At 65.9% G+C, this 24,214-nt stretch carries 16 protein-coding genes; 13 read left to right on the forward strand and 3 right to left on the reverse strand.

What is annotated here, in order from left to right:
- Window positions 1-55 precede the first annotated feature (55 nt).
- From CNX70_RS12705 to CNX70_RS12740, 8 genes are all read left to right on the forward strand, one after another.
- Entirely contained in the window at window positions 56-1,273 is a 1,218-nt protein-coding gene (locus tag CNX70_RS12705) for an ABC transporter substrate-binding protein (RefSeq protein WP_096234977.1), read from the forward strand.
- A 146-nt stretch (window positions 1,274-1,419) separates the two neighbouring features.
- Complete coding sequence (locus CNX70_RS12710; RefSeq protein WP_096238427.1) at window positions 1,420-2,934, forward strand: CoA-acylating methylmalonate-semialdehyde dehydrogenase; 1,515 nt, start codon at window positions 1,420-1,422, stop codon at window positions 2,932-2,934.
- Between the two features lie 10 nt (window positions 2,935-2,944).
- Complete coding sequence (mmsB, locus tag CNX70_RS12715) at window positions 2,945-3,838, forward strand: 3-hydroxyisobutyrate dehydrogenase (protein ID WP_096234978.1); 894 nt, start codon at window positions 2,945-2,947, stop codon at window positions 3,836-3,838.
- Window positions 3,839-4,051: 213 nt separating this feature from the next.
- Window positions 4,052-7,792, forward strand: a complete 3,741-nt coding sequence (locus tag CNX70_RS12720) for a DUF4132 domain-containing protein (protein ID WP_157750998.1) — start codon at window positions 4,052-4,054, stop codon at window positions 7,790-7,792.
- Window positions 7,793-7,806: 14 nt separating this feature from the next.
- Window positions 7,807-8,913, forward strand: a complete 1,107-nt coding sequence (locus CNX70_RS12725) for an AAA family ATPase (protein WP_096238428.1) — start codon at window positions 7,807-7,809, stop codon at window positions 8,911-8,913.
- Window positions 8,904-11,387, forward strand: a complete 2,484-nt coding sequence (locus CNX70_RS12730; RefSeq protein ID WP_244199133.1) for a DUF5682 family protein — start codon at window positions 8,904-8,906, stop codon at window positions 11,385-11,387. Before CNX70_RS12725 ends, CNX70_RS12730 begins: the two co-directional genes overlap by 10 nt.
- Window positions 11,380-12,513: a VWA domain-containing protein gene (locus CNX70_RS12735; protein ID WP_167389651.1), complete on the forward strand. Its 1,134-nt coding sequence runs from the start codon at window positions 11,380-11,382 to the stop codon at window positions 12,511-12,513. The genes CNX70_RS12730 and CNX70_RS12735 overlap by 8 nt, the downstream gene beginning before the upstream one ends.
- The gene (locus CNX70_RS12740) at window positions 12,510-14,525 is read left to right on the forward strand and encodes a YehQ C-terminal OB-fold domain-containing protein (RefSeq protein ID WP_096234980.1); all 2,016 of its coding nucleotides are present in this window, start codon (window positions 12,510-12,512) and stop codon (window positions 14,523-14,525) included. Before CNX70_RS12735 ends, CNX70_RS12740 begins: the two co-directional genes overlap by 4 nt.
- A 13-nt stretch (window positions 14,526-14,538) precedes the next feature.
- Here the strand turns inward: CNX70_RS12740 and CNX70_RS12745 are convergent, their stop codons facing one another.
- Window positions 14,539-14,928 carry a DUF1090 family protein gene (locus CNX70_RS12745; RefSeq protein WP_157750999.1) on the reverse strand — a complete coding sequence of 130 codons (390 nt, stop codon included), beginning with the start codon at window positions 14,926-14,928 and terminating at the stop codon, window positions 14,539-14,541.
- 152 nt (window positions 14,929-15,080) lie between these two features.
- Here CNX70_RS12745 and CNX70_RS12750 point away from each other — a divergent pair, with 152 nt between their 5' ends.
- The 5 genes from CNX70_RS12750 (at window position 15,081) to CNX70_RS12770 (ending at window position 20,991) form a co-directional block, all read left to right on the forward strand.
- On the forward strand, window positions 15,081-15,902 hold the full coding sequence (locus CNX70_RS12750; RefSeq protein WP_096234982.1) for a tetratricopeptide repeat protein: 822 nt from the start codon (window positions 15,081-15,083) through the stop codon (window positions 15,900-15,902).
- On the forward strand, window positions 15,899-16,897 hold the full coding sequence (locus tag CNX70_RS12755) for a tetratricopeptide repeat protein (RefSeq protein ID WP_167389652.1): 999 nt from the start codon (window positions 15,899-15,901) through the stop codon (window positions 16,895-16,897). Before CNX70_RS12750 ends, CNX70_RS12755 begins: the two co-directional genes overlap by 4 nt.
- Before the next feature lie 68 nt (window positions 16,898-16,965).
- Window positions 16,966-18,189 (forward strand): AGE family epimerase/isomerase, encoded by a 1,224-nt coding sequence (locus CNX70_RS12760; RefSeq protein WP_096234984.1) that lies wholly within the window; start codon window positions 16,966-16,968, stop codon window positions 18,187-18,189.
- The gene (locus CNX70_RS12765; RefSeq protein WP_096234985.1) at window positions 18,186-19,118 is read left to right on the forward strand and encodes a carbohydrate kinase family protein; all 933 of its coding nucleotides are present in this window, start codon (window positions 18,186-18,188) and stop codon (window positions 19,116-19,118) included. Before CNX70_RS12760 ends, CNX70_RS12765 begins: the two co-directional genes overlap by 4 nt.
- Before the next feature lie 232 nt (window positions 19,119-19,350).
- Window positions 19,351-20,991 carry a diguanylate cyclase domain-containing protein gene (locus CNX70_RS12770; RefSeq protein WP_167389653.1) on the forward strand — a complete coding sequence of 547 codons (1,641 nt, stop codon included), beginning with the start codon at window positions 19,351-19,353 and terminating at the stop codon, window positions 20,989-20,991.
- A gap of 34 nt (window positions 20,992-21,025) precedes the next feature.
- On the opposite strand, the gene CNX70_RS12775 is transcribed toward CNX70_RS12770, so the two are convergent.
- Together CNX70_RS12775 and CNX70_RS12780 are read right to left on the reverse strand one after the other, a co-directional pair.
- Entirely contained in the window at window positions 21,026-22,111 is a 1,086-nt protein-coding gene (locus CNX70_RS12775; protein WP_096234987.1) for a LacI family DNA-binding transcriptional regulator, read from the reverse strand.
- A complete protein-coding gene (locus CNX70_RS12780) occupies window positions 22,095-24,008 on the reverse strand; it encodes a glucokinase (RefSeq protein WP_096234988.1) in 1,914 nt (637 codons plus the stop codon). The genes CNX70_RS12775 and CNX70_RS12780 overlap by 17 nt, the downstream gene beginning before the upstream one ends.
- Window positions 24,009-24,214: the final 206 nt, after the last annotated feature.

Consider the following 24,214-nt stretch of genomic DNA (forward strand, 5'->3'; position numbering starts at 1 on the left):
ACACATGCAGAATGCATCTAAACATATAAGAAAACCCATCCACCTGGAGACACGCATGAAAAAAACCGTTCTGGCCATGGGCGCGCTGGCGCTCACCCTTTCTTTTGGCGGCGCGCAGGCGCAGATTTCCGATGGCGTCGTCAAGGTCGGCATCCTCACCGACATGTCCGGCCCGTATTCGGCCATGGGCGGGCGCGGCTCCGTCGTCGCCAGCCAGATGGCCGTCGAGGATTGTCTGAAAGCCGAATGCAAGGGCATGAAAATCGAAATCATCTCGGCCGACCACTTGAACAAGGCCGACATCGCCGCCTCCAAGGCGCGCGAATGGATAGACCGCGACAAGGTCGACGCCATCGCCGACCTGACCAATTCCTCGGTGGCCCTGTCCGTGCAAAAGCTGATGAAAGAGAAGGGCGGCATCGCCATGTTCAGCGGCCCGGCCACCACGCGCCTGACGAACGAAGATTGCTCGCCGAACGGCTTCCACTGGATGTTCGACACCTATTCGCAGGCGGCCGGCACGGCGGCGGCATTGACGAAACTGGGGCAGAAATCGTGGTATTTCGTCACCGTTGATTACGCCTTCGGCCATTCGCTGGAAAAGGACGCCAGCGAAGTCGTCAAACGCAATGGCGGCACGGTGCTGGGCGCCGTGCGCCATCCGCTGAACGCCTCCGACTTCTCGTCCTTCCTGGTGCAGGCGCAAGGCTCGAAAGCGCAGGTGATCGGCCTGGCCAACGGCGGCGCCGACGTGGTCTCGGCCATCAAGCAGGCGCGCGAGTTCCGCATTGGCAGCGGCAAGGACCAGCGCCTGGCCGCCTTGCTCGTGTTCCTCTCCGACGTGCATGCGCTGGGCTTGGAAACGGCCCAGGGCCTGGTCTACGCGGACGGCTTTTACTGGGATGCCGATGACCGCAGCCGCGCGTTTGCCAAGCGTTTCGAGGCGCTCAACAAAGGTGCCAAGCCGACCATGGTGCAGGCGGGCGTGTACTCCAGCGTCTATCACTACCTGAAATCGGTGGCGGCGGCGAAAAGCGACGACTCGAAGATCGTCGCCCAGAAAATGCGCGAGCTGCCCATCAAGGATGCCGTCATGAACAACGCCTCCATCCGCCCCGACGGCCGCGTCATCCACGATATGTACCTGGTGCAGGTGAAGACCCCGGCCGAATCGAAAGGCGCGTGGGACTACCTGAAAGTGCTGTCCACCATCCCCGCCGACCAGGCGTTCAAGCCGATGGATGCGGCCGCGTGCAACCTCGTTAAAAAATAATTTTCACCCCTAACGGCGAAAAGGCCGGGGTCGGTTCCTTCGGAATCGGAATGTCCCCCACTGGGGGAAATTCCCCCTCAGGGTCCGACCCCGGCAGTTTTGACTTTGGGGTGAGTTCAACCAACACCGATATCACGGAGCAAACCATGAACCAAGCCCTCACCCAAATCCCTTCCATCCCGCTGCACATAGCCGGCAAGCACCACGCCTCGACCAGCACCGAATGGCGCGACGTCGTCAACCCGGCCACGCAGGAAATCGTCGCCAGGGTGCCGTTTTCCACGCCGGACGAAGTCAACCTGGCCGTCGCCACGGCCAAGGAAGCGTTTAAAACCTGGCGGAGTACCCCGCTGGCGGCGCGCATGCGCATCATGCTCAAGTACCAGCACCTGATCCGCGAAAACATCGGTGCTTTGGCCGAACTGATCACGCGCGAACACGGCAAGACCCTGCCGGACGCGGAAGGGGAAGTCATGCGCGGCCTGGAAGTGGTGGAGCACGCGTGCTCGATCGCCACCCTGCAGCTGGGCGAGATCGCGGAAAACGCGGCCACCGGCGTCGATGTCTACAACATCTACCAGCCGCTGGGCGTAGGTGCCGGCATCACGGCCTTCAACTTTCCCGTCATGCTGCCATGCTTCATGTTCCCCATCGCTATCGCCTGCGGCAATACGTTCGTATTGAAACCGTCGGAGCAGGACCCGTCATCGACCATGTACCTGGTCGAACTGATGTACCAGGCGGGCTTGCCGGCCGGCGTCTTGAACGTCGTGCACGGCGGCGCCGACGTCGTCAACATGCTGTGCGACCATCCCGACATCAAGGCCGTGTCCTTCATCGGTTCCACTCACGTGGGCACGCATGTGTACCGCCGCGCCAGCGAATCGGGCAAGCGCGCGCAGTCGATGATGGGCGCGAAAAACCATTGCGTGGTGCTGGCCGACGCCAACAAGGAGCAGGCGATCAATAACCTGATCGGCGCCGCCTTTGGTGCGGCAGGCCAGCGCTGCATGGCCAATTCCGTCGTCGTGCTGGTGGGCGAGGCGCGTACCTGGCTGCCGGAAATCGTCGCCCGTTCGCAAGCGCTGAAAGTGGGACCGGGTAGCGACCGCGATGCCGACCTGGGACCGATGGTCTCCAAGGCCGCCATGCAGCGCGCGGAAAAGCTGATCCAGGCGGGCGTGGACGAGGGCGCGCAGCTGCTGCTCGACGGCCGCGGCCTCAAGGTGGCCGGCTACGAGGGCGGCAACTTCATGGGGCCGACGATTTTTTCGAAGGTGGCGGCATCGAACTCGGTCTACACGCAGGAAATCTTCGGCCCCGCCATGTGCGTGGTCGAGACGGATACGCTGGACCAGGCCATCGCCTTCATCAACGCCAACCCGAACGGCAACGGCACTTCGATCTTCACTTCGTCCGGCTGGGCGGGGCGCAAGTTCCAGCACGAGATCGACGTGGGGCAAGTCGGCATCAACGTGGCCATACCCGTGCCCGTCGCCTATTTCAGCTTCACGGGATCGCGCGCCTCGAAACTGGGCGACCTGGGGCCGAACGGCAAGCAAGCCTTGTACTTCTGGACGCAGACCAAGACCGTCACCGCGCGCTGGTTCGCCCCGGACGATGGCGGCAGCGGCGTCAATACCACCATCTCGATGAAATAAGGAGGCGGCGATGAGCACCAATATCGTTTTCATCGGCCTTGGGAACATGGGGCTGCCCATGGCGCAAAACCTGGTGCGCGCCGGCCATGCGGTGACGGGTTTCGATTTGCTGCCGGCCAGCGTGCAGCAGTTTGCCGACGGCGGCGGCCTGGTGTCCGATAACCAGGTGGCGGCGATCCAGGCGGCCGACATCGTCATCACCATGCTGCCGGCCAGCCGCCACGTGCTGGGGGCGTATTTGGGGGACGCGGGTATCCTGGCGCAGGCGCGGCGCGGCACCCTGCTGATCGACTGTTCGACGATTTCCACCGAGGCGGCGCGCCAGGTGGGCCGCGCGGCCGAGGAAAAGGGCATGCCCATGCTGGACGCGCCCGTCTCCGGCGGCACGGCGGGCGCCACCAACGGCACGTTGACCTTCATGGTGGGCGGCGAAGACGCGGCGCTGGCGGCAGCGCGGCCTTACCTTGAGATCATGGGCAAGGCGATTTTTCACGCAGGCGGCTCCGGTTGCGGGCAGACGGTCAAGATCTGCAACAACATGCTGCTGGGCATACTCATGATCGGCACCAGCGAAGCGATACGCCTGGGCGTGGCCAATGGCCTGGACGCTAAGGTGGTGTCGGACGTGATGGCGAAAAGTTCGGGCCGCAACTGGACCCTGGACGTGTACAACCCGTGCCCGGGCGTGGCCGAGAACGTGCCCGCGTCGCGCGGCTACACGGGCGGCTTTGGCGTCGATTTGATGCTGAAAGACCTGGGACTGGCCATGGAAAGCGCCGAGGCGTCGGGCGCCAGCGTGCCGCTGGGCGCCCTGGCGCGCACGCTGTATGACATGCACAGCAAGGCAGGATCGGGCGGGCTCGATTTCTCCAGCATCTACCGGCTGCAGGATACGCTGGCATAAGGCCGCTGTCGTGGCGATGGCGCTCCTGCGGGAGCGTTTTTTTTTGTTGATCGTCATCCAAACGTACATGCTATCAGGACGGTAAGAATATACAATCTGCAACTTGATTGGAAGCAAGTTTGATGCAAGATGCATGCTGCCGATACGGACGCCGATTGCGAAAAGAAAACATGCCCGCCAAGGGCCTTGATGAACAGGAAAGACGGATCCCCGATGTTTAAAAAAATACTGGCACTGGCGCAGGGCGTAGTGGGCCTGGATGAGCAGGCGCAGTTGAAGAAGGGCTTGCGCGGTCTGGCGCAGATCTCGCCTGCGCTGTGGGAGCGCGCCTGTGAGTTTGTCTGCGAAGGGCGCCAGGAAGGCGTGCTGCTCGATATGCAGGCGGCGGCGCCGCGCGGCGGCACCTTGCTGGGCAAGCCCGGGCGCCTGTACTCGCATTTTTATACCCATAACCTGAGTAACAAGGATGGCGCGCTGGCCAATGAAAGCCTGCGCCACCGGCACCAGTTCTACGCCCAGTCCGACGCGGCGACGCTGGACGCGGCGCTGCTGGTGCGCCTGGGCAAGCTGCTGCAGGCCGCCGATGGGGGCGATACGCTGGAACGCACGGGCGCCGCGGTGCCGCAGTGGCTCGATTACCTGCTCGGCGATGCGTTGTTCGCCAGTTTTTCCGAGACCCGCGCGCAGGCGACCACGGTCAACCGGCGCGGCTGGGACGTGGTGCTGCTGGCGCGCCTGCTGGCCGTCGATGGCGAGGCTGAAGAAGGCGCGCTGCAACTGGTGTTCGAGCGGCGCGAATTGAACGAATACGTGCGCGATAACTGCCTGCAGCGCCTGCTGGCGCCGGGCGCGCTCGACGCTTACATGCTCGCGCATGCCGCGCAGGTGGAGCAATTGCCAACGCTGTTGTCGGCCAGCGGCAAGGTGCAGCTGGCCAGGCGTGTGGGCGCCGCGCCGGCGCTGGCCGACGCCTTTGCCGCCATCCTGGTGCGCCTGGCCGTCGATGGCGGCAAGAGCGTGCGCATCGAAGCGGCTCCGCATCTGGCCGCCATTCCCGTGGAACGCAGGGCCGTCTTGCTGCAGCAATGCCTGTTGACGGGCAAGACGGAAGAGCGCGTGCAGGCGGCCGAGCTGCTGGGCCGCAGCCTGGGGCCGCAACAGGGTGCGCTGCTGGAACAGGCGCTGGCGCAGGAGGCGAGCAAGCCGGTGCAGGCGGCCATCCGCAATGCCCTGTCGTGGCTGGGCGCGGCCAGCGATGCCGGCGCGGCGGAACTGCCCGTGCCGCCGCTGCCGCCCGCGCCGCCAGCGGCGCGCCTGGGCGACGCCGCGTTGCAGCTGCTGCAGGCCAATCATGCGGCGTTGCTGGAAAAGTACCGCGCCGAAGCACGCCAGGAGCGCGAAGACAACCAGCACGCCAAACATAAGTACGAATGGAAGCAGGAGCGTCTGAAGCGCTATGAGGCGTTCAAGCCGGCCTGGCTGGAAGCGGCCATCCGCGTGTTCAATGGCGAGGCAGCGAAGGGCGACGAGGGGCCCTTGCAAAGTAACCTGGCGCGCGAACCTGTCGAGCTGCAGGGCAAGGTGGCTGCCTTGCCGGATTTTGGCGTGGCGCACATGGCGCGCTGGCTGCTGGCCACACGGCGCAATATTTTTCATTTCTGGCACGATGACTTTTTCCAGCGATGGCTGGCGCAGCAGGACCTGTCCACCTTCGACCTGCGCCTGCTGGCGCGCGCCATGCGCAAGGCCGGCGACGAGCATGACAGCGTGGCCATGGCCTGCATGGCCAGCAACTGGTGGGGCGCCAAGCCGCAGCAGGTGCTGGCGGCTGACATGGTCTGGCCGCTGTTCGCGGAACGCCCCGAACTGATCGAGCAGGGCCTGGGCTTGCGCGCCGTCGAAAGGCGCCGGGGCGTGGCGCCCGAGCTGGGTCCCACCCTGGAGGTGCTGGCCACCTTTCCGCTGCTGCCGGCGCAATGGCTGCCGCGCGTGATGGAGATCGCGCTGGGCGAGGGCAAGCAGCACCGCGCCAGCGCGCAGCAGGTGCTGGCCAGCCTGCCCGATATCGGCAAGCGCGTGGCCGAGGCGCTGGGATCGAGCAAGCAGGACATGCGCATCGGCGCGGCGCGCTGGCTGGCCGACCTCGATTACCGCGCTGCCGTCCCGGCGCTGTACCAGGCGCTGGACAAGGAGACGCGCGAGACCGTGATCGCCGCGCTGATGACGGCGCTGGAAAAACTGGGCGAGGACCCGAGTCCGCGCCTGTCGCCCGAGATCCTGCTGGCCGCCGCGCGCAAGGGCTTGAAGGGCAAGGCGCCCGTCGGCCTGGCCTGGTTCGTCTTCGAGGCGCTGCCCGCCTGCCGCTGGCAGGATGGCATGCCGGTCGACGCCGACATCATCCGCTGGTGGGTGGTGCTGGCCTGCAAATTGAAGGAGCCGGGCGGCAACGCCTTGCTGCTGCGCTATCTGGGCCTGCTCGACGCGGCAAGCCGCGCCGCCTTGGGCGAGACGGTGCTGCGCCTGTTCATCACCGAGGATCTGCGCGGCCCTAGCCTGGAAGTGGCGACCGCCGAAGCGCAGGCGCGTGCGCCGCAGGCCTACCTGAGCTACCAGGACCAGGCCAGGCGCTATCCCGAGTATTATGCCGCGCAGGGCAAGATGACCGAAGAGCAGGTGTTCGACCAGATCCGCCGCAACAAGATGGCCGAGTACCTGGGCAGCGCCATCGGCGAGAAGGGCATCCTGGCGCTGGCCGCGCATACGCCTGGCCATGTGGCGATCAGCCTGCTGCAAGCGTATATGCGCGACCATTATCCGCGCCGCGCGCAGATCGAAGCGATGCTTGACGCTCTGGCTGATGGCTACGACCCGGCCGTCATCCAGTTATTACTGGGGATCGCGCGGCGCTACCGCACCGCCTCGGTGCAGGAAAAGGCGCGTCTGCTGGTCGAGCGCATCGCGCAAGGCAAGGGCTGGAGCCATGACCAGCTGGGCGACCGCACCATCCCGACCGGCGGCTTCGACGACAGCGGCCGCCTCGACCTGTCATATGGCGAGCGGGTCTTCCAGGTGACCTTGGACGGCGCCATGAAGCCGCGCTTGCACAACCCCGACGGCAAGGAGATCAAGGCCTTGCCCGAGCCGCGCCAGGACGAATCGCCCGAACTGGCCAAGGAAGCCAAACAGCAGCTATCCGTGTGCAAGAAAGAACTCAAGCAAGTCATCACCATGCAGACGGCGCGCCTGTACGAAGCCATGTGCGCCGGACGTGTCTGGCCGGCGCAGGAGTGGCGCGATTACCTGCTTGGCCATCCGATCGCTGGCCGCCTGGTGCAGGCGCTGGTGTGGATCAGGGAGGACGACGCAGGTCGCACCCTGCTGCGCCCCAGCGACGATGGCAGCCTGCTCGACGCGGACGACGAGGAAGTCACGCTGCCCGAAGGCAGCCGGCTGCGCCTGGCGCACGCCTCGCTGCTGGACGCGCCGCAGATCGCCGCCTGGCAGCGCCATTTCAAGGATTACAAGGTCAAGCCCCTGTTCGAGCAGCTGGCGCACCAGTTGCCCGACGCGTCGCTGATGGCGGGCCGGCACATCGCGGACCGCGAAGGCTGGGTGGGCGACACCTTCGGCTTGCGCGGCGCCTTCGGCAAGCATGGCTATCAGCGCGGCCAGGCCGAGGATGGCGGCGTCTTCACCGAGTATCACAAGGATTTCATCAGCGCCGGCCTGCGCGCGGTGATCGAATTTTCCGGCAGCAGCCTGCCCGAGGAATTGATGGCGGCCGCCCTGAAAACGCTGCAATTCTATCCCTTGCCGCGCTCCTGGCGCGACGAGGCGGTGCCGCTGGCCGACGTGCCGTCCGTGCTGCTGGCCGAAACCTATGCCGATTATCTGGCGGTGTCGAAGGCGTGCGGCGGCTATGATGCGCAATGGGAAAGTAAAATGCCGTGGTGAACAAAGAGAACGACATGATGACGGAACAACATAACGATAATCAGGTGGTGCGCCGCAGCGCCGAACAGCGTTACGCGAGCGAGCTGGAACGCCTGAAGGCGGCCGATACCGATCCGCGCCCCCAGGGCTGGCAGCTGTCGCCGCGCGCGGTACGCCGCTTCATCCTGGGCGACGCGGCGCTGCAAGTGAGCCGCAAATTCTATGGCGACGATCCGCTGGTCGACCGCGCCATCGTCACCCTGATGGGGCACCAGGGGCTGATGCTGGTGGGCGAGCCGGGTACGGCCAAGTCGCTGCTGTCCGAATTGCTGGCCGCGGCCATCAGCGGCGACTCCGCGCTGGCGATACAGGGCACGGCCGGCACCACTGAAGACCATATCAAATATTCGTGGAACTATGCCTTGCTGCTGGCCGAAGGGCCGAGCCGGCGCGCACTGGTGCCGTCGCCCTTGTTTCAGGCCATGGAAGCGGGCAAGCTGGTGCGCTTCGAGGAAATCACGCGCTGCGCGCCTGAGATGCAGGACGTGCTCATTTCACTGATGTCGGAAAAGCAGCTGATGATTCCGGAACTGGGCGGCGACGCGCGCGTGCATGCGCGGCGCGGCTTCAATATCATCGCCAGCGCCAACTTGCGCGACCGTGGCGTGCATGAAATGTCGTCGGCGCTGAAACGCCGCTTCAACTTCGAAACCGTCAAGCCGATCCGCGACCATGGCTTCGAAGTCGAACTGGTGATGCAGCAGCTGCAGCGCGAACTCGATGCCATCGGCGCTGCCGTCATCGTCAGGCGCGACGTGGTCGAACTGCTGGTGACCACGTTCCAGGAACTGCGCGCCGGCCAGACCCGCGAAGGCACGGCCATCAAGACGCCGGAGGCGGTGATGTCGAGCGCCGAGGCGGTCAACCTGGTCTATGCGGCCTCGCTGGAGGCGCTGCATTTCGGCGACGGCACCTTGCGCCCGCGCGAACTGGCCAACCAGTTGCAGGGCGTGGTCCTGAAGGACAACGCCGATGACCTCAAGCGCGTGCGCCATTATTTCGACACGGTGGTGCGCGAACGTGGCCGCCGCGACGATTTGTGGAAAAGCTTCGGCGACGCGGCGCGCCAGCTATGGCTGTAGTGCAGCCGGATTTGCAGCCGGATTTGCCGGCCGGCGTGGCCGCTGCGCGCGCCAGGCTGTTCGGGCAGGGAGTGTACTTTGCACCGGTACGCCACCACAGCCCGGCATGCGCGCACGCATTGCAGGCCATGCTGCGCGAATTACGCCCGGCGGCCGTGCTGATCGAGGGGCCGGAAGGCTTCACGGACATGCTGCCCTTGCTGCTGGACGAACGCACGCGCCCGCCCGTGGCGCTGCTGTGCCAGACGCCGGCGACAGGCGCAGAGGGCGCGCGCACGGCATCGGCGTTTTTCCCGTTTTGCGATTACAGCCCCGAATGGGTGGCGCTGCGCGAGGGGGCGGCCGTGCAGGCGCAGCTGGCCTTCATCGACCTGCCGTGGCAGGCGCGCGCGGGCACGGCCGACGCGCAGCCCGATGCCGATGCGCGCAGCCTGATGGCCGAGCGCTACCTGGCCCACAGCAGCTATCTGAACGCCCTCGCCGCGCGCGCCGGCTGCCGCGACCAGGACGAACTGTGGGATCACCTGTTCGAGGCGCGTTCGCGCACGGCCCTGGCGGACTGGCGCAGCGTGTTTGGCGACGTGTTTTCATACTGCGCCATGGCCCGCCTCGATTACGAGCCGGCCGTGCTGGAAGCGGAGGGCAGCCTGCCGCGCGAACGTCACATGGCGGCGCATATCGCCCGCTGGCGCAAGCAGGTGGACGGCCCCGTGGTGGTGGTCACCGGCGGCTTTCACACCAGCGCGCTGATCGAACTGCTTGACGCGAGTCCCGTACCTGCCGCGCCGGCCATTACCGGCGCCAGCTGGCTGATACGCTACAGCTTTGAGCGGCTCGATGCCCTGAATGGCTATGGCGCCGGCATGCCGGCGCCCGCCTACTACCAGGCCGTCTGGGATGCCCTGCAGTCGCCGGTGCCGGGCGAGCACCAGCTTGCCGTTGCCGTGGACCAGTTGACCAGGCTGGCCCAGGATAGCCGGGCGCGTGGCTTGCACGAGCGCATTTCCACGGCGCAGGTACAGGCGGCCGTGCTGCAGGCGGCCAGGCTGGCGGCCTTGCGCGGCCATGCGGGGCCAGGCCGCCAGGATGTGCTCGACGCCATGCGCTCCTGCTTCGTCAAGGGCGCCATCGACGATGGCATGCAGGGCCTGTTCGACGACGTGCGGCGCCAGATGACGGGCAGCCGGCTGGGCGACGTGCCGCCATCGGCCGGTTCACCGCCGCTGGTGCAAGACGCGCGCGCGGCGGCGTATCGCCACGGCTTGCGCCTCGACGACGGCGACAAGCGGCTAGCGCGCCTGGACCTGTACCGCAAGCAGCGCCACCGCCGGCGCAGCCGCTTCTTTCATCTGATGCAGTATCTGGACACGGACCTGGCGCGCTGGCAGGGCGGCCCCGATTTCATGGCCGGCAGCAGGCTGGAACTGCTGTTCGAGGAATGGACGTATGCGTGGACGCCGCTGGTCGAAGCGCGCCTGATCGAATTGGCTGCCGATGGCACCACCCTGGCCGAGGTGGCGCTGGTGCGGCTGCTGCGCGAAGAGCAGGCGCTGGGCGCCGCGGGCCGGGCCCGTTCGGCCGGCAGCGCCGCTGCCCTGCTGGTGCGTGCCTGCCTGGTGGGCTTGCATGAACGTTTGCCCGATCTGTTGTCGCTGTTGTCGCGCCGTCTCGATGACGATGCCGATTTTGCCTCCGTCGTCGCCTGCGGCCATGCGCTGGTGACTCTGTGGCGCGCGCGCGAGCCGCTGGGCTTGCGCGAGCATCCGGGCGTGCTGGCGCTGATGCGGCGTGTCTGGCCGGCCGCGCTGTTCCTGCTGCCCGCACTGGCCGATACGGGCAGGGACGGGGAAGGCGCGCAAGTGGGACAGTTGCTGGCATTGCGCGAATTTGGCCGTGCCGCACGCAGCGCCTTGCCGGTGCAGGAGGCTGGCCTGGCTTTCGAAGCCGGCGACCTGCACCGGCGCCTGCAGGCCCTGACGGCGATGCGCGCCTGCGCGCCCGGCATCTGCGGCGCCGCCGCCGCGCTGCTGTTCCTCGATGGCGCCTGGGATGAACAGGATTTGTCGCGTTTGCTGGAACAGCGCTTCGGCGCCGGCGCCACGCCGCAGGATGCCGTGCGCTTCCTGTCGGGCCTGATGGCCGCCGCGCCTGAATTGCTGCTGACGCAGCCGGGACTGCGGCGCAGCTTCAATACCCTCGTCGGCAGCTGGGACGAGGCCAGTTTCATCGAATATCTGCCCGATTTGCGGCTGGCCTTCACGGGCCTGAAGCCGCAGGAGACGAGCGACCTGGCCGAGGCGCTGGCGGTGCTCAACGGCGCCGCGCCGGACGCCTTGCAGGTCGAATTCCACTATGACGTCAGCGAAGACGAGATGCTGGCGGGCGGCCGCCTGAACGCGGCGCTGGCCGCCTGCCTGGAGCGCGATGCGCTGTCTGTCTGGCTGGAGCTTTCAACGGAGAAGCCGCATGGCTGAGAATCTGCATCATCAGGAAATGCTGCGCCGCTGGCGCCTGATGCTGGGACGCTACGCGCAGCCGCTGCAATCCGAAGCCTGGTCCGCCAACGATGGCCGGCTCGATGCCAGCCTCGATTATCTGTATGGCCGCGAGTATGAGCGCAAGGGCATGCTGCGCGCCGGCGGTGGCGGTTCGCTGGACCCCAGCCAGTTGCGCGCCATCGACTGGCTGGCGCAGGCGCGCAAGCTGTTTCCGCAGGACGTGTACGAGCGCGTGCAGGGCCACGCGATCGAACGCTATGAATTGAGCGGCCTGCTGCGCGACCCTGCCGTGCTGGCCAGCCTGGAGCCGAACCAGGCGCTGGCGCGCGCACTGATCGGCATGCGTGGGCGGCTCGGCGCGGACATGCATGACGCGGTGCGCACCGTGATACGGCACGTGGTCGAGGAAATCACCGAGTGCCTGCGCAAGGATTTCGTCAACGCGGTGGTGGGGCGGCGCAATCGCTTTCGCCGCACGCAGATGAAGAGCGCGCAGAACTTCGATTGGCGCGCCACCATTGCCGCCAACCTGAAACACTATGACCTGGCCAGCCGCCGCCTGCTGATGGCGCGGCCCGTCTTCAATGCGCGCGTCAAGCGCAGCCTGCCGTGGGACGTCATCCTGTGCGTCGACCAGAGCGCCTCGATGATGGATTCGGTGATCTATGCGGCCGTGGTGGCCGGCATCCTGTCCGGCCTGCCGGCCGTGAATGTGCGGCTGGTGGTGTTCGACACCAGTGTGGTGGACCTGACGCACCTGGCCGCCGACCCGGTCGAGGTGCTGCTGACGGTGCAGCTGGGCGGTGGCACGAATATCGGCCGCGCGGTGCAGTACTGCGAGCAGCTGGTGAGCAATCCGCAGCGCACGGTACTGGCCCTGATCAGCGATTTCGAGGAGGGGGCGCCGCCAGGCCCGCTGCTGGCGGCGCTCAAGCGCATGGCCGAGTCGCGCGTCACCCTGCTGGGCCTGGCCGCGCTCGACGCGCGCGCACAGCCTGTGTATGACCACGGCATGGCGCAGCGCCTGGCGGATCAGGGCATGCACGTGGCGGCACTGACGCCACAGCACTTTGCCGAATGGCTGGCCGGGGTGATGGGATGAGCTGGCACGCCGTGTACCGCAGCTTTGACGACGACAGCCTGGCGACGCTGGCCAACGCGGGCCTGCTGCGCCGCGCCCTGAAAGATATCGAGGCGGGCAAGGTAGGCTGGCAGGATGACGTGGGCGGCATCCTGCTCGCCGACGGCCAGCGGGTGGCGCTCGATGCGGGAGGGCCGCAGAAGGGCCGCTGCGATTGCCCGGCACCCGGCATGTGCAAGCATATCCTGGCCGCTGCCGTGTGGCTGCGCGAACTGCCGCAAGACAGTGCGCAGGACGGTGCGCAGGAGGGGCAGCCGGCCGGCGTGCAGGAGGAGGTGCTGGCGCTCGACAGCGCGACCGTCTGCAAGCAGGCGGGCAAGCCGGCGGTGCGCCAGGCACTGGCCTGGCTGGCGCAAGGCGACCAGGCGGACGTCACCATCGTCAACGCCAGGCTGCAGATCGAGCTGCCCCTGTTGAAGCTGGGCTGCAGCTATTTGCGCGGCGCCGGTGCGGACGCCATGGTGTCCGATACCCCGGCCGCCCTGCGCAAGGCGCTGCACCTGTATGCGCTGGCCTGCGTCTGGCGCAAGCATGGCCGGGAGTTTGCCTGGCCGGACGGCGCCGTGACGGCGCCCGCCGCCGCAGCGCCGGGCATGAGCACGTCCGAGCTGGTGTTCCTGGCCCAGGTGCGGCGGCTGCTCGGTGAGCTGTACGACAATGGCCTGTCGCATGCCAGCGCGATTGCCGCCGGCCAGTTGCGCGCGCTGACCATGTCGGCGCGCAGTGAAAACCTGCCCCGTCTTGCCGCCCTGTTGCGTGGCCTGGGCGGTACGCTGGACTTGCTCGTGCGGCGCGATTACCACGCCAGCGAGCGCCAGGCATTCGAGGAAATGGCGGCCATCGGCGCCTTGTGCGCGGCGCTCGAACACGCGCCTGGCCCGCTCTTGCAGCGCTTGCGCGGACAGGCGCGGCGCAGTTTTGATGCGGCCGGCGACGCGCCCATCGACCTGCTGCCGCTGGGCGCGTATTGGTGGGAAACGCGCGGCGGCGCGCATGGACTGACCTTGTCGTTCTGGCAGCATGCCGAGGGAGGCGAGGGGCGGATCGTGCAGGCGGTGCTGGCGCGGCCCGACGCCAGCGACCGCTCGTTTACGCGCGAATCGGCATGGGATGCGGGCAGCCTGTGGACGGGCGCCGGCAGCGCCCGGCATATGTGCGAGGCGAGCTGGCAGTTGGCAGGCGCGTCCCTGGCCGACGATGGGCGGCTTGGCATGGACAGCGGGGTGCGCGCCAGTGCGGTGCAGCTGTGGGCGCTCGACGATCCGCGCTGGCAGAGTCTGGGTTTCAGCGACTGGACGGCGCTGGCCGCTTTCATGAGCGGTAGCGTCGGCTTGACGCCGGAGCCCATCGATTGCGTGGTGCTGCGTCCGGCGGCCGTGGCGCGGCCGCAGCTCGACGAAGTGGGGCAGCGGCTCGATTGGCAAGTGTTCGACACCTGTGGCGCCGCCCTGGACTTGCAGATTCCGGCACTGCCGGCGCTGCGTCCGCGCATCACGCGGTTGCAGGCGGCCGTGGCCGATGGCGCCGATATCCGGGCCGTGCTGGCCAGCCGCGCGCGTGGCGAGCCAGGTGGCTGGCAGCCGGTGGCGCTGCTGATCGCCAAGAATGGCAAACTGCGCGTGGTGTCGCTCGATTTCGAGATCGACGCAGGCAAGCTGCCGTCGGCGCTGGCGCGCTTTTTCAAGAGCCTGGGGGGCGCCAGCCTGGCGTCATCGGTGCCACAGCAAAGCTCGGCGGCAGCGCGGGTGCTGGCCCAGGTGCTCGACCTTCTCGCACTGCAGGCGCGTAGTGGCCGGCCACGGCTGGAAACCGAGCTGGCCGGCGAACTGGCGCGGCATGGCGCCACCTTGCGCGCGCTGGGCCTGGATTTGCCGGCCGGCCTGCTGGGGGCCTACGTCAGCACGCCGCGCGCGGCGCAAGCCTTGCGCCTGGCGTATGTCTGCACGACGTGCCTGGCGCTGGAGGCAGGGTAGCCGCGGCTTGCCGTCAGGGTTGCTGCGCCTGCAGGGCGGCCAGTTCCGCCCTGGCCTTTTCCAGCTTGCCTTCCAGCTTGGCGATCTTTTTCGGCTGCTTGTTCGCTTCCTGGGCCAGGCGCAGCGAACGCTCCGTCTGGTTCACTTTCGCCTGCGCCTTCAGCACCTTCTTGTTGTGACGTTCGATCAGGGTGCTGTCGCGGCAGTGGGCGTTGACTTCGTCGAGCGCGCGCGTCAGGCCCGCGACCTTGTCGGACAGACCCTGCTCCTGCGCTTGGTGTAATTCTCTGCGGATGCTTTCGCGCTTGGCGGCGCAGCCGGCCAGTTGGGTGTCTGCGGCGCTGGCGCCCACGGAGGCTGCGGCGAGCAGCAGGGTCAAGGCGGTGGTGGCGAGGCGGTTCATGATGTTCCTGTCTAAGTGGTGAGCCCGTGCAATGTAAGCCTGCCAACGCCCCCTGTCAAACTTCGCCTGCCGTGCGCGCCTTTCTGGCGAGCCATCGGCTACCATGCATGTTTTCTTCTTCCCGACTCCGCCGCATGCCCAGGAAATTACTCTTGCTGATCCCTTTGCTATTGCCGCTGCCTGTGCTGGCGCAAACTTCGCCCACCTTGCTCGATCTGCAGCTGATCGCCATCGAGGCAAGGGCCGATGTGACTACCCATAGCCCGGAAAGCATCGCCGAGTTTGCCGAGACCCGGCGTGCGGCCGAAGCGGGCGACGTGGAGGCGCAGCTGGCGCTGGCGCGCATGCTGCAGCTGGGCGTCGGCGCGCCGCAAGACACGGCGCTATCGATGGCCTGGGTGCGCAAGTCGGCTGAAGGCGGCTATGCGCCGGCGCAATCGGCCATGGGGCTGGCCTATACCGTCGGCGGCAAGGTGCCCATCGACCGCGTGCAGGGACAATATTGGCTGCGCAAGGGCGTGGCGCAAGGCGACGCACTGGCGCAAACCATTTTGGCGTTGGAATTCATCGATGGCGACAGCAGTGCCGAAGAACAGGCGCTGGCCATCGAATGGCTGAAGGCGGCGGCAGAGCAGCACTTTGTTCCTGCCTACAATGCGCTGGGCGAGCATCTGATGCGGGCGGCCACGGACGATGCACAGCGCATCGAGGCCTTCGCCTGGTATCAAAGATCTGCGCGTGAAAAGCAGCCGGCCGGCATGCGCAACCTGGCCCGCGCGCACGAGCTGGGCCTGGGCGTGAAACAGTCGGACAAGTGGGCCCTGATCTGGTACGAGCGGGCGGGATGGAGCGGCGACGTGCCGGCCATGCGGCGCATGATTGACGTGTATGTCAAAGGCGAACTGGGACAACAGGCGAATGCCGAAGACGCCGCCGAATGGCGCGCGAAACTGGCCGAGAAAGAAAAGCAATGAAGACCATCCTGTTTGTATTTAGCCTGGCGCTGGCGCAGAGCGTGCTGGCCCAGCCAGCCGAAGCGCAGCCGCGCCAGCATCCGGCGCTGGTTGAATTCGACATGTCCGGTCTGGACGCCATGCGTGCCAGGGTGCAGGCCGTGATCAACCGCCCGGCCGACCTGTCGCCAGACAAGGTCGCCGCGTTCGAGAAGATACGCCGTGCCGCGGAAGGGGGCGACACGGTCGCCCAGCTGGACCTGGCGCAGATGCTGCACGACGGCGAGGGCACGCCGCGCGACATTGACGCCGGCCTGGCGTGGATGCAGAAATCGGCCGAAGGCGGCTATGGTCCGGCGCAGGCTTTCCTGGGCGTGGCCTATACGCTTGGGCAGGGCATGGCCATCGACCGCAAGCTGGGCGAATACTGGTCGCGCAAGGGCGCCGCGCAAGGTGTGGAACTGGCCAACTTCACGGTTGCCATGCACTTCGAGAATATCCACAGCAGCGCGGCAGAACAGGCACACGCGCTGCACTGGCTGAAGTTTTATGCGGAAAACGGCTTTATTTACGCCTACAATGAAATCGGCTACCGCCTGATGATGACTGCCAAGGACGAGGCGCAGCGCAAGGAAGCGTTCACCTGGTACATGAAGTCGGCCAAGGCGCTCGACCCGCCCGGCTTGAACAATGTCGCCTACTCGTATGAAGTGGGGCAGGGCGTGCCGCAGAGCGACGAGGCGGCTTTGGGCTGGTATGAAATGGCGGCCATCGCCAAAAGCCCGTCGGGGCAGACGGGCTTCGCGCGGCTGCTGGAGCAGGGCCGTGGCGGACCCACCCGCCAAGGGCCGGCGCCCAAGCCCTTCGCGCTGTACCTGCTGGCGGCCAGGCAGGGGGACGTGGAAGCGATGGAACGGCTGGTCAAGGTATACGATAAGGGCGAACTGGAACAGGCGGCCGACCCTGCCCAGGCGGCACTGTGGCGCGAAAAGCGCAGACTGGCCAAGACCCCTTGAGCGGGCATGACGGAGTGGAGACGGCATGCTATCATCATTGTTATCGATAACAATATCATGAGAGACCCATGAATCCCGATTTCCGCTCCAGGCAGATGCTCGAAGGGCACATCCTGCACACGATGCACTTTTATCACCCGCGCGCGTTTGACCCGAGCGGCGGCTTTTATCACTTCTTCCTCGACGATGGCACGGTATACGACGCTGCCACGCGGCACCTGGTCAGCAGCACGCGCTTCATCTTCAATTACGCCATGGCTTACCGCCATTTCGGCGATGACGATTACCAGGCGGCGCTGCGCCACGGCGTGGCCTTTTTGCGCGACGTGCACCGCGACCCCGTCACGGGCGGCTACGCCTGGCAACTGAAATGGCAAGACGGCGCCAAGACGGTGGAAGACGGCGCCAACCACTGCTACGGCCTGGCCTTCGTGCTGCTCGCGTATGCGCACGCCTTGCAGGCGGGGATGCAGGAAGCGCGCGCGTATCTGGACGAAACGTTCGAGCTGATGGAGCAGCGTTTCTGGCTGCCAGAACACGGCCTGTATGCGGACGTAGCCAGTGCCGACTGGGCGACGCTTGACGGCTACCGGGGCCAGAATGCCAACATGCATGCTTGCGAAGCCATGCTGGCCGCGTTCGAGGCGACGGGCGAAGCGCGCTATCTGCACCGCGCCGAGACGCTGGCGCACAACATTACGGTGCGCCAGGCTGGCCTGGCGAACGGCATGATCTGGGAACACTACACGCCTGACTGGGCTATCGACTGGGATTACAACCTGCACGACAAGAGCAATATCTTCCGTCCCTGGGGCTACCAGCCCGGCCACTTCACGGAATGGGCCAAGCTGCTGCTGATCATGGAGCGCCACAGCCGGTTCATGGCCGGTCCGTCCGACTGGCTGCTGCCGCGCGCGCGCGCCCTGTACGACGCGGCCCTGGCCAAGGCGTGGGATGGCGCGCATGGCGGCATCCACTACGGTTTCGGTCCGCAAGATGAAATTTGCGATGGCGACAAATACTTCTGGGTGCAGGCCGAAAGCTTCGCCGCCGCCGCCGTGCTGGCCACGCGCACGGGCGACGACGCCTACTGGCAAAGCTACGACAAGATCTGGGATTACAGCTGGACGCACTTCGTCGACCATGAACACGGCGCCTGGTACCGCATTTTGACGCCCGAGAATCAAAAAATCAGCAACGAGAAAAGCCCTGCCGGCAAGGTCGATTACCACACCATGGGCGCCTGCTATGAAGTGCTGAACGTGATGGGCGTGCTCAAAGGCGCCGCATGAGCGCCGCCGCTTTTTCCTCTTTCCCCACTTTTGTGTCGGCCGGCGAAGCGCTCACGGACATGCTGCGCACCGGCAGCGACCAGTGGAGCAGCCAGGTGGGTGGCTCGACCTGGAACGTGGCACGCGTGATGGCGCGCCTGGGCGTGCCCAGCGCCTTCGCGGGCGCCGTCAGCCTCGACGTCTTCGGTGACGCGCTGGCCGCTGCCACCGAGGTAGCGGGCCTGGACATGCGCTTCTTGCAGCGCCATGCGAAGTCGCCGCTGCTGGCCATCGTGCATGAACTGCATCCGCCCACGTATTACTTCATCGGCGACGACAGCGCCGACCTGCATTTCGACGCCGCGCAGCTGCCTGCCGGCTGGATGCAGGGCGCGCAATGGGTGCATTTCGGCGGCATTAGCCTGGCGCGCGAACCGCTGGCCGGCAAGCTGGTGGCGCTGGCGCAGGAACTCAAGGCGGCTGGCGTGAAGATCAGCTACGACCCGAATTTCCGCATCATGATGGATGAGCGCTACGACGCCACCCTGCGCCGCATGACGGAACTGGCCGACGTGATCAAAGTGTCGGATGAAGACCTGGCGGGCCTGTTCCGCCACGATGACATCGATGGCGCGTTCGCCACGCTGCGCGGCTGGAATCGGCAAGCCACGTATTTGTATACGCGTGGCGCGCAGGGCGCGGCCCTGTACCAGGGCGAGCAGACATGGCAGGCGGCGCCGCCCGTCATCGAGGTGGTCGACTCGGTGGGGGCGGGTGACGCCAGCATCGGCGGCTTGCTGTACAGCCTGATGTACCGGCTTGACGCCGACGGCGGCCAGCACTTGCGCTTCGCTGTCGCGGCCGGGGCGGGCGCCTGCCTGGCGGCCGGCGGCGCACCACCCTCGGTGCAATTGGTGGAATTGTTGCTGGAGCGCACTATATTGGGTTGATGTGGGCAGCGTGTGCGTATTCAGGGGCGCCAGGGCGCCCTTTTTACAAGAATAGGCGTAAGCTTTGCTCTTTCGCCATGTCAAGAGCCTGTCCTGGGAACGGTGTTCATCTGCGGGGCCAGGCTCCAGGTCATGCGCTGACCAATATGCCATTCCTCCCAGTGCCACGCATGGCGCCATCTGGCCGGATCTGTGCGCTTTACAGAGCATGGGCGCTGAGAAGGAAGTTTGCATGCACAAGATCTGGAAATTTTTCAATCCCAGGAGTTTCAAATTCAAGATGGCTGTGCTGGTGGGCGTGCTGGTGCTGGGCGCGACGGGCTCTGTCGCGCTCACATCGCTGTCTGTCGCGCAAGGGCAGATGGCATCCGTCATCGGCAATCAGCAATATGCCTTGCTGACCAGTGCGGCGGCCTATATCGATGCAGACTTGAATGCGAAGAAAGCACTGCTCAAGGTGCTGGCGGAAGGGCTGCCTGCGGATGTGGTTGAACGTCCGCAGCGGATGCAGGCATTTATTGAAAAGCATCCAACCCTGCGCGAGGAATTTTTCAATCTCGTCGCCTTTGATGCTACGGGGAAATTGATTGCCAGCATGAATGACCGGCGCGTGGTCGGCACGCTCAATTTCGCCACGCGGGAATATTTTATCGATACCGTGAGACTCAGGGAAGGCGTGATATCGCGTCCATTCAAGAGCCAGCTGTCGGGCAAACCCATTGTGCTGGTAACCGAACCGATCTATGACGCCGCCGGCAAATTGCTGTATGTGATCGCTGGCGGTATCAATTTGCAAAGCCCGACATTTTTCGGCCAGTGGGAGCAGCTCAAGCCGGGCAAAAGTGGTTATCTGTTCATGTTGACCGACGACGGCACGCTACTCCACCATCCGGACCCGGCGCGGGTCCTGAAGCGGGTGAGTGAGGAGAAGGGTGGGGCTACGCCTTCCACCCTGGCCGCATTGCGTGGATTCGACGGCTGGATGCAGAGTAAAACCAAGCTGGGCGTGCAGGCCATTATCACGTACAAACATTTGCATGCGGCCGACTGGATCGTCGGCGCCGTCTACCCTGAAAGCGAGGCCTTCACGCCGATCACCGATATTTATGCCCAAGTCATCATTGCTTCGTCAGGCGTCGCCTTGCTGGCCAGTTGTGCTGGCTGGCTGGCGGTGATGCTGCTATTGCGACCCTTGGGCGATCTGGGCCGGCATGTGGCGAGCATACGCTCCGGCCATGCCGATATTGCGGTGTTTGATATCGCCCGCAAAGACGAGTTCGGAAAACTCAGCCGTGCATTCTATGCGCTGTCGCTGCAGAGGGAAGCTGCGGAGAGCAACCACGCTGCTCTGGCACGTACCGACATGCTGACCGGCCTGCACAACAGGCGCATGTTTGACGAAGCACTGGCCGCGGCATTGACGCGCGCCCGGCGCGCTGGTACGGGCCTGGCGCTGGCCTATCTGGATATCGATTATTTTAAAAAAATAAATGATACCTATGGGCATGGCATCGGCGACCTGGTGTTGATTGAATTTGCCAAACGGCTCAAAGCTTGCGTCCGCTCATCGGACACGGTGGCGCGCCTTGCAGGCGACGAGTTTGTGATCATTTTTGAACAACTGAGGGATCAGTCCGAGCTGGCGATACTGGGCAAGAAAATCGTGCAAGAGATGGTCGTGCACTTTGATTGCGGCGGCATCGGTCTGCATGTCGCCACCAGTGTCGGCCTGGCGTTCAGCGCCCAGGGCGATACGACGGCAGGGACATTATTGACGGCGGCCGATACGGCGCTGTACCAGGCAAAAAGCGCTGGCCGCAACGGTTATGCCGTCACCTCCATCGGCAGCCCCGCCTTGACCGAGGCGGTGTAGGACATCGCCTGTTCTGGCAGCGTCAAGGTTTGCGCTATCCCTTTGCCCCTGGCGGCGCATACACACCCGACGATGCCCGCTCGACCAGCGTAAATTCCATCAGGCGATGCGTGGCGGGCGCCGGTTCTCCCGCGCGGCGCTGGCGTATCTCGTCGATGACGAGACTGACGGCGGCGCGCGCCATGTCGGCGATGGGCTGGTGGATGGTGGTCAGCTCGGGCCAGACGGTGGTGGCGACGGGCGTGTCGTCGAAGCCGCACACGCTCAATTCGGCCGGCACCTGCAAGCCCATGCCGTGCGCCACGGCCAGGGTGGCGGCGGCCATGTCGTCGTTGCTGGCGAAGATGGCGCTGGGGCGGGGTGTTTGCGCCAGCAGCAGGCGCGCCGCGTCCAGTCCCGAGCGATACGTAAAATAGCCTTGCGCTACCCTGTGCGGCGGCACCTGCAAGAGCGCTTCGCGCATGGCGTCCTCGAAAGCCTGGCGCCGCAGCAGTGCGGGCGTGTGCGCCGGATCGCCTTCGATGAAGCCGATGTCGCGGTGGCCCAATGAGATCAAATGGCGCGTCATGGCCAGCGCGCCTTCGTAGTCGTCGATGCGCACGGCCGACACATCGGGCGAGGGGCGCGCCGTGGCCACGGCGATGGCGGGGATGCCCATGGTGTTCAGCTGCGCCAGCACTTCCGGCGAATCGCACAGGGGCGGCGGCACCAGGATGCCGTCCACGCCGGCCGCCACCAGGCAGGCGATGCCGGCGCGCTGGCTGTCGATGTCTTCGCAGCGTTCGAGCAGGAGCTGGCCGCCGCCCTGGCGGCATTGATCCATGGCCCCAACTAAAAATTCGCTGAGGAAGGCCGCGCTGGGATTGCTGTACAAGAGGCCGATGCGCAAGGTGCCCGTGCGGGCGGCCCTGGCCGCCAGGTTGGGCTGGTAGTGCAGGCTGGCGATCGCCGCCTCGACCTTGTCGCGCGTGGCCGCGCTGACGCTGGCGCGTCCGTTGATGACGCGCGACACCGTCATGGCCGACACGCCGGCCACGCGCGCCACGTCATGCACGGTGGCGCCGCTGGCGGTGTCGGAGGAGGCGGGGGCGGCGTGCGCCGCCTTATTCGAGGTGGCCACCGAATTTCAGCTTGCCGCTGATGCGCATGCCGTGCAATTGACCTTCTTCCAGTTCGGCGGCGCTGGTGCGCTGCGCCGTGTCGCGCCGCGCCAGGCCCACCGACAGGATATCGAGCATCATCAGTTGCAGCAGGCGCACGATCATGGGCACGAAATTGAGGTTGCCTTCCGGGTGGTTCAGGGTCAGCAGCACGTCGGCCAGCTTGGCCAGCGGCGAGCCGCTGGCGGTAATGGCCAGCACGCGCGCGCCGCAGCCCTGCGCCACCTTGACGGTGCGCAGCAGCTCGGGCAGGGCGCCCGAGCGGGAAATGACCAGCGCCACGTCGCCCGGTTTCAGCATGGCGGCGCTCATTTCCTGCGCCTGCGGATCGGCAAAGAAGCTGCTGACGATACCCAGGTTGAGCAGCTTGTGCTGCATGTCGTCGGCCACCACACGGGCGCTGCCCACGGCCAGCAATTCCACGCGCTGCGCACCGCGCAGCAGCTCGATGGCGGCCGTCAGCGCCTTTACGTCGAGCATGTCGCGCAGGGCCAGCGCGGCCGAGGCGTTATTGCCCAGTACCTTGCGCGCCAGTTCCGCGTCGGAGTCCGAGATCTCCACGTGGCAGTGCGCCACCGTGATGGCGCCGCCCGTCAGGCCGGAGGCCAGCTTCAGTTTGAAGTCGGCCAGGCCCTGCACGCCGATCGAGCGGCAAAAGCGCATCACGGTCGGCTGGCTCACGCCAACCCTTTGGGCGATTTCGGCGATAGGCAAGGTGAGCATGGCGTTCGGCTCCTTCAGCACCCAGTCTGCCACCTTGCATTCCGATGGGCTCATGCGCCCGCGCGCCTGGCGCACCGATTCGAGCACGGGGGCGCCGGAATGGGCGCGCTTGAGCTTTTGCGCCAGGATGGCGGCAATGCCCAGAAAAGTAGGCAGTTCGGCCGTGATCAGAAAGGTGGGAATTTGCGCCAGGTATTCGTTCAGGCGGCCCTTCTGTTCGAAGCGGGCGCGAAATTGCGACCGTTCGAACAGGGGGCCCAGGCGCGGCACGATGCCCCCGCCTATGTAGATGCCGCCCAGCGCACCGAGCGTCATGGCCACGTTGCCGGCGATGGAGCCGAGGATGGCGCAAAAGCAGTCCACCGCTTCGATGCAGACGTCGCATTCATTGTTCAGGGCGCGGCTGGTGATTTCAAACGCCAGCAGCGGCGGCGCATCGGGCTTGCCTGCGCGCTCGGACAGGGCGCGGTAGATCAGTTCCAGCCCGCGCCCGGAGGCGAGGCGCTCGGCCGAGACGTGCGACAGTTCGCGCCAGGCGAAGGACAGCACGTCCATCTCGCGCTGGTCGCAGGGGGCGAAGCTGACGTGGCCCCCTTCGCTGCCCAGCGCGATCCAGCGGTCTTCGGCGGGAATCATGCCCGACACGCCCAGGCCCGTGCCCGAACCGAGCAGGCCGATGACGCTGTCGGCGCGCGCCATGCCGCCGCCGATCTGCAGGCGCTGGTCGGGCCGCAGATAGGGCAGGGCCATGGCCAGCGCCGTGAAGTCGTTCACTACCAGCAGCGTGTCGAGGCCCAGCGCGGCGCGCATCGCCTCGATAGAGAAGAACCAGTGATGGTTCATCATGCGGATATTGTCGTCGTCGATGGGATTGGCGATGGCGATGGCCGCATGGCGCACGCGCGCCGAGCCAGCGGCACGCGCCTCGCTGCTAGCCATATACGCGGTGATGGCGTCGAGCAGCGAAGCGTAGTCGTCGCAGGGCAGCACGGCCACCGCTTCCAGGTGGCCCTGGCGCGTTTCGAGCACGAAGCGGGCATTGGTGCCGCCGATGTCGGCCAGCAAACGCGGCCCTTCACTGAAACGCTCCGCCGGATCGCTGCCTGCTACTTCCATTTTTTCATCAATTTTCATGGCGGTGCTTAGTCTCGTCTGCGTGCGCGGTCGTGGCGGCGTACTGTCGTTATGGGCAAAAACCAAGGATTTTAATTCGTATACGTGCCGCGTGCCGAAAAATGCAGGGTGCCTGCGCAAATGCTTGCACGCAGCGCCAGAAACGCTGGCGCCAGCGGAAAAAACAGGGCAGTCAACTCGCCCATTAGTCTGCAAATAAAGTGTCG

The sequence above is a fragment of the Janthinobacterium svalbardense genome (assembly GCF_002327145.1).
Taxonomy (GTDB): domain Bacteria; phylum Pseudomonadota; class Gammaproteobacteria; order Burkholderiales; family Burkholderiaceae_D; genus Janthinobacterium; species Janthinobacterium tructae.

What these genes read in the sequence shown, in the direction of transcription:
- CNX70_RS12755 (WP_167389652.1), top strand. Translation starts at nt 15,899, where the DNA reads ATGAAGACCATCCTGTTTGTATTTAGCCTGGCGCTGGCGCAGAGCGTG.
- CNX70_RS12725 (WP_096238428.1), top strand. Translation starts at nt 7,807, where the DNA reads ATGATGACGGAACAACATAACGATAATCAGGTGGTGCGCCGCAGCGCC.
- CNX70_RS12770 (WP_167389653.1), top strand. Translation starts at nt 19,351, where the DNA reads ATGCACAAGATCTGGAAATTTTTCAATCCCAGGAGTTTCAAATTCAAG.
- CNX70_RS12710 (WP_096238427.1), top strand. Translation starts at nt 1,420, where the DNA reads ATGAACCAAGCCCTCACCCAAATCCCTTCCATCCCGCTGCACATAGCC.
- CNX70_RS12740 (WP_096234980.1), top strand. Translation starts at nt 12,510, where the DNA reads ATGAGCTGGCACGCCGTGTACCGCAGCTTTGACGACGACAGCCTGGCG.
- CNX70_RS12765 (WP_096234985.1), top strand. Translation starts at nt 18,186, where the DNA reads ATGAGCGCCGCCGCTTTTTCCTCTTTCCCCACTTTTGTGTCGGCCGGC.
- CNX70_RS12780 (WP_096234988.1), bottom strand. Translation starts at nt 24,008, where the DNA reads ATGAAAATTGATGAAAAAATGGAAGTAGCAGGCAGCGATCCGGCGGAG.
- CNX70_RS12760 (WP_096234984.1), top strand. Translation starts at nt 16,966, where the DNA reads ATGAATCCCGATTTCCGCTCCAGGCAGATGCTCGAAGGGCACATCCTG.
- mmsB (WP_096234978.1), top strand. Translation starts at nt 2,945, where the DNA reads ATGAGCACCAATATCGTTTTCATCGGCCTTGGGAACATGGGGCTGCCC.
- CNX70_RS12745 (WP_157750999.1), bottom strand. Translation starts at nt 14,928, where the DNA reads ATGAACCGCCTCGCCACCACCGCCTTGACCCTGCTGCTCGCCGCAGCC.
- CNX70_RS12730 (WP_244199133.1), top strand. Translation starts at nt 8,904, where the DNA reads ATGGCTGTAGTGCAGCCGGATTTGCAGCCGGATTTGCCGGCCGGCGTG.
- CNX70_RS12720 (WP_157750998.1), top strand. Translation starts at nt 4,052, where the DNA reads ATGTTTAAAAAAATACTGGCACTGGCGCAGGGCGTAGTGGGCCTGGAT.
- CNX70_RS12705 (WP_096234977.1), top strand. Translation starts at nt 56, where the DNA reads ATGAAAAAAACCGTTCTGGCCATGGGCGCGCTGGCGCTCACCCTTTCT.
- CNX70_RS12735 (WP_167389651.1), top strand. Translation starts at nt 11,380, where the DNA reads ATGGCTGAGAATCTGCATCATCAGGAAATGCTGCGCCGCTGGCGCCTG.